This window comes from Kitasatospora sp. NPDC093558, assembly GCF_040683475.1.
GTDB lineage: Bacteria > Actinomycetota > Actinomycetes > Streptomycetales > Streptomycetaceae > Kitasatospora.
In genome coordinates, this window is record NZ_JBFBDY010001340.1 from 1 (window position 1) to 1,122 (window position 1,122).

The following is a 1,122-nucleotide window of genomic DNA, read 5'->3' on the forward strand; positions in this document are numbered from 1 at the left end:
GGCTCATGCCGACTACGCCCCGGCCCGGGACCTGCGCGAGTTCGCAAGGGCCGTGCTGCCGGAATCCGACAGTATGGCGATCACTCTGGTGGGCGGCGCATGACACGCTGGTAGAAGTCGAGTTCGGCACGCAGTGCCTGCTCCCGCGGGGCGGAGCCCGACAGGTAGTGGTCGCCGTCCGCCAACAGGAGGCTGCTGTGTCCCTGGTCGAGGGTGGCCAGCTTCTTGGCGAACTGCATGGCCTCCTGGGCGGAGGTGATGGTGTCGGCCGAACCGTGGATCACGAGGACGGGACAGCGGACGTGTTCGGGTCGCACTGCACCGGCAGGGCCGCGTAGCACGGCCGCGTGCGCACGTTGGAACGGTGGCACCGAAGACTCCCACTGCGCAGGGTCGATGATCGCCGAGATCGCGGTAGCAGCGCTGAACGGCCCTGGGCGGCAGGCGGCTTGGAGGGCTGTGTACCCACCGGCGCTCACGCCGCTGATGAACACCGATCCGGGCCTCGCGAGGCCGATGGCGAGGGCGTGCTCCGCGACGGCCGCGCAGTCGTCGACGTCGTACTCGCCCCAATGACCATGCAGCGACTGGCGGAAGGCGCGGCCACGGCCGGTGCTGCCCCGGTAGAGGACCTCGGCGACCGCGAAGCCGTGGCTGACGAAGAACTGCGTCGTCCAGTCGAGCCGGAGCGGGACGTCGTCGGTCGGACCTGGATGGGCGCGGACCAGCAGCGGAACCGGGCGTGCGTCGTCGGGTTCGTGCAGCAGGAAGCGCAGCGGCCCGGCCGAGGTCTCGATGGTCTGGAGCGTTGGAGAAACGATCGTCCACGGGGCAGCGAGACCACGGTCCAGGTCCATCGGACGGGCCAGGCTTCCCGGTTGCGCGGTCAGGTCGACCGACCAGATGGCCGGCGGGCTGCTCGGGGTGGACCCGATCACGGCCACGGAGCCGCCGTCGACTGCGACGTACGGCTTTACGGACGTGAGGTTCGACCCGAGCCGACGCCGGGTACCTCCGGCATCGACGGCCAGGAGCTCGGTGGTGATCCCGTCCGTCGTGGTCAGCACGATCTCGCCACGACCGGTGAAGCCGTACGACTGGTAGCCGCCCTCCCACGGCGCC

Annotated in this window: 1 protein-coding gene; it reads right to left on the reverse strand. The window is 70.1% G+C overall.

From position 1 onward, the window contains the following. Positions 1-80: 80 nt before the first annotated feature. Positions 81-1,122: prolyl oligopeptidase family serine peptidase (locus tag AB0O00_RS40815; RefSeq protein WP_363659710.1), on the reverse strand; the 1,042-nt coding region annotated here is incomplete at its 5' end.